This window comes from Mesorhizobium sp. M7A.F.Ca.US.006.04.2.1, from assembly GCF_004022915.1.
GTDB lineage: Bacteria > Pseudomonadota > Alphaproteobacteria > Rhizobiales > Rhizobiaceae > Mesorhizobium > Mesorhizobium ciceri.
On sequence record NZ_RZQA01000635.1, the window covers coordinates 1 to 3,815 of the forward strand.

Below are 3,815 nucleotides of genomic sequence, written 5' to 3' on the forward strand. Positions count from 1 at the left end.
ATGAAGCCGTCGCCGCCGAACCAGGTCACCGCCCATTCGAGCGAGCCGTGGCCGCCCTGTTTCTCGCTCTTGCCGGCGAAAATCTCGCGCGTCACCTGGAAGTCGTCGCCGAGCGATGCCTTGAGATAGTCCTTCAGGCCGCCGGGAAAATGGAATTCCGCCTTGGCCGGTGTCTGGTCTTTTTCCTTGATCAGCGACGGATCGCAGGTCCAGCGGATCTCGACGCCGCCGAACAGATAGGCTTTCGAGCGCGTCATACGGTAGAGCCGCGCCGGTTCGAACGCCGCGCCCTTGCCGAAAATCTGCTCGTCGGGGTGGAAGCGGATCTTTGTGCCGCGCCGGTTGTGGACCTCGCCCAACTGTTCCAGGCCGGTCACGGGAACGCCGCGCGAGAATTTTTGCCGATAGAGTTGCCGTCCCCGCGCGACCTCGACCTCGAGATGGTCCGACAGCGCGTTGACCACGGACACGCCGACGCCATGCAGGCCGCCTGATGTCTCGTAAACCTTGGAGTCGAACTTGCCGCCCGAATGCAGCGTCGTCATGATCACTTCAAGCGCCGGCTTCTTGAACTTCGGGTGCGGATCGATCGGGATGCCGCGGCCATTGTCCGTCACGGCGAGATAGCCGTCGGCCGAAAGCTCGACATCGATGAAGGTGGCGTGACCGGCCACCGCTTCGTCCATCGAATTGTCGATGACCTCGGCGAACAGATGGTGCATCGCCTTGTCGTCGGTGCCGCCGATATACATGCCTGGCCGGCGGCGCACCGGTTCCAGCCCTTCCAGCACCTCGATGTCGGCGGCGCTATAGCCCTCGCTGCCGTCCTTGGTCGAGGCAGGACGCTTGGTGGCTTGCACCACCAGTGGATCCGCCGGGCGCGCAGCGGTACGCACCGGCTGCGGCTGCTTGTCCATATTGCCGAAGAGATCGTTGCTGTCGTCCATGCCTGCCATAGGTTCCGGTGCTGCGAATCACCTCGCGATACTGCCACGCTTTTCAGCGCCAAGCGACCGAGGTTCCTGTTCCGTTCGGGGATCTGGGCCCTCTTACCCCAAAACCATTCGATAACCAAGCCGGCGGAAATAGATCCGATACCAACGCCCGGGATTCCTGATTCTTTAACAATGCCGCCTAACGTGAGCCCAACTAAATAAGAAACTGCTGATATCAGGGGTTTAGGCGTGAGGGGCAAGGCCATATCGATGATCGGCATCGCCGCCGTTTTCGGCGCGATCTCGATCTTTGCCGCGGATTTCTGGGTCAAAAGCCAGGCCAAGGCCGATTCCGAAGAGAAGACGTCGTCGATTCCGGCACCTGTCGTGCCGAAAGTCGAATTCAAGACCATCGTGGTGGCGAATGCCCCGTTGCGCTACGGCATGGAGCTCGACCGCGCGCAGCTCAGCGAAATCCCGTGGTCGCAAGAGTCCGTGCCGCAGGGCGCCTTCACCACCATCAATGCGTTGCTCGCCGACGGCACTCGCGTGGTGCTGTCGCCGATGGAGGTCAACGAACCGGTGCTGCTGACCAAGCTGTCCGGCCCGAATGGCCGCGCGACGCTCTCCAACATGATGACGCCCGGAATGCGGGCGGTCACCATCCGCACCGACGAGATCGCCGGAGTCGGCGGCTTCGTCACGCCCGGTGACCGCGTTGACGTGGTGCTGACGCGCGATGCCGGCGAAATCCAGGAAGTGGCCAAGAATGCGCAAGGCGCTGCCGGTTCCACCATCACCTCCGAGATCGTTGTCGCCGATGCCAAGGTGCTGAGCGTCGGGCAGGGCGCCGACGAGCGCCAGACGACGCCGCAGATCTCCAATTCGGTGACAATCGAGGTGACGACGGACGGCGCGCAGAAAGTAGCGCTGGCCCGCACCGTCGGCACGCTCTCGCTGTCGCTTCGGTCCGCCAGCGAAGGCGCTGACGGCAAGAACGGCGTCACCACCATCTCCTCCTTCGGCGGATCGGTCGCCTCGAATGTGCAGGCCGCGGCCGGCTCGGTGTTCGACGCCGTCACCAAGGAGCCGGAGAAACCGAAGTTCAAGACGGTCATCGTAACGCGCGGCACGAAGGCCGAGGAATACCAGGTTCCTTCGCGGGACCAGAAATAAACCAGTGGGGACTGGGTGAGGGACGGGACAATGTTCGGGCTGTTCATATATCGGGTCATGACGCGGTTGCGCGTTTTGCGCGCCGTGGCTGTCGCGTCTTCGCTGGCCGCTGCGGCGATGCTGGCCTTGGGCGCCTCGGCGGCGAGAGCTGACAACGACGTCGTCTACGTGTCGTCGACCAAGAATGCGTCAATCAAGGTTGCCAAGGGCAAGCCGAAGACGATCATCACCAGTGCTGCCTTCTACCAGATCGTCATCGGCGATCCGGAGATCGCCAACGTCAATCCGCTGACCGACAAATCCTTCTATGTGCTCGGCAACAATCTCGGCACCACCGGGATTGCGCTGTTCGATGAGAAAAAGCAGCTTGTCGGCACCGTCGACATCGAGGTGACGCTCGACACCGACCAACTGGCCAGCACCATTCGCGCCAGCGTGCCGGATGCCAGGATCAAGGTCGGATCGGCCAATGGCCGTGTCGTGCTGTCGGGCGAGGCCGACGATGCCGTCGCCGCCGAAAAGGCAAACAAGATCGCGACGCGCTTTTCCGGTGCCGAGGAGGTGATCAACTCGGTCAACATCTCATCTTCGCAGCAGGTCCAGCTCAACGTCCGCTTTGTCGAGATCAACCGCCAGGCGGGCCAGGATCTGGGTGCCAAATACGCCGCCAATTTCGCCTATGGCCTTGGCGGCCGCGACGTCTCGATCGATCCGGGCACAGTGCCGGCGGCCGGTACTGGCGAGATCATCGGTCGTCTCCTATCGAACGGCGTATCGATCGATATCGCCATCAAGGCGCTGGAAGAGCGCGGCTTAGCGCGGCGACTGGCCGAGCCGAACCTGATCGCCCGGTCCGGCCAGACGGCTAGCTTCCTCGCCGGCGGCGAGTTCCCGATCCCGGTCTCGGAGGACAACGGCAAGATCTCGGTCAGCTACAAGAAATACGGCGTCAGCCTGGATTTCACGCCTACGGTTCTGAAAGACGGGCTGGTCAGCCTTGATATCGCGCCGGAAGTCTCCTCGATCGACGCGTCGGCCTCCTACAATATCGGGACGATCTCGGTTCCTGGCTTCATCGTGCGCCGTGCCAGGACGTCGGTCGACCTGAAGAACGGCCAGAGCTTCATGATCGCTGGACTGCTGCAGTCGCAAAACGACATCACCACGTCGCGCATTCCGGGCCTCGGCAAGATGCCGGTGCTTGGGGCGCTGTTCTCGTCGAAATCCTATCAGCGGCGCGAGACCGACCTCGTCATCATCGTAACGCCCTATCTGGTCAAGCCGGTCGATCCGTCGAAGAAGCTCGTCGAGCCGACAGATGGCACGCAGCCGGCCAGCAATGCCGACTATTTTCTCAACAACACCGAGGAAGTGAAGGATTCCGATGCCGGTCGCACCGTGGCGTTGGCAGACGGCCGCGTCACTCAACCTGCAGCGGCCGCTTCGGCTGGGCATTTCCTCGACCTGCCGAAGGATTGAAGCCATGCGTCTGGTCTTTGGATCGAGCGTCGCCTTGCTGCTGGCCGGCTTTGCCGCTGGCTGCACCAGCGACGACTATGTGCGCAGCGAAGGGCCAACGGCCGGCGCCGGCAATGCGCAGGCCGCCAACACCGTCATGCAGATGGTCGATCCCTGGAAATACGGGGTCCAGAACACCAGGCTCCTGGTGCCGGCCCAACGAGGCAGTGCCGCGGCTGTCACACC

4 protein-coding genes are annotated in these 3,815 nt (G+C 62.7%); 3 read left to right on the plus strand and 1 reads right to left on the minus strand.

Annotation, left to right across the window (positions count from 1 at the left end):
• The coding region (locus tag EN925_RS26930; RefSeq protein WP_245487314.1) for an ATP-binding protein at positions 1-947 on the minus strand (947 nt) is incomplete at its 3' end.
• 237 nt (positions 948-1,184) lie between these two features.
• Here EN925_RS26930 and cpaB point away from each other — a divergent pair.
• From cpaB to EN925_RS26945, 3 genes are all read left to right on the plus strand, one after another.
• Positions 1,185-2,111, plus strand: a complete 927-nt coding sequence (cpaB, locus tag EN925_RS26935) for a Flp pilus assembly protein CpaB (protein ID WP_245465080.1) — start codon at positions 1,185-1,187, stop codon at positions 2,109-2,111.
• Between the two features lie 30 nt (positions 2,112-2,141).
• On the plus strand, positions 2,142-3,590 hold the full coding sequence (locus EN925_RS26940; RefSeq protein ID WP_064995330.1) for a type II and III secretion system protein family protein: 1,449 nt from the start codon (positions 2,142-2,144) through the stop codon (positions 3,588-3,590).
• A gap of 4 nt (positions 3,591-3,594) precedes the next feature.
• Positions 3,595-3,815: hypothetical protein (locus EN925_RS26945; RefSeq protein ID WP_128337050.1), on the plus strand; the 221-nt coding region annotated here is incomplete at its 3' end.

Excerpts from the sequence above, each read along its gene's own strand:
- EN925_RS26940 (WP_064995330.1), top strand. The coding sequence starts at position 2,142 with ATGTTCGGGCTGTTCATATATCGGGTCATGACGCGGTTGCGCGTTTTG.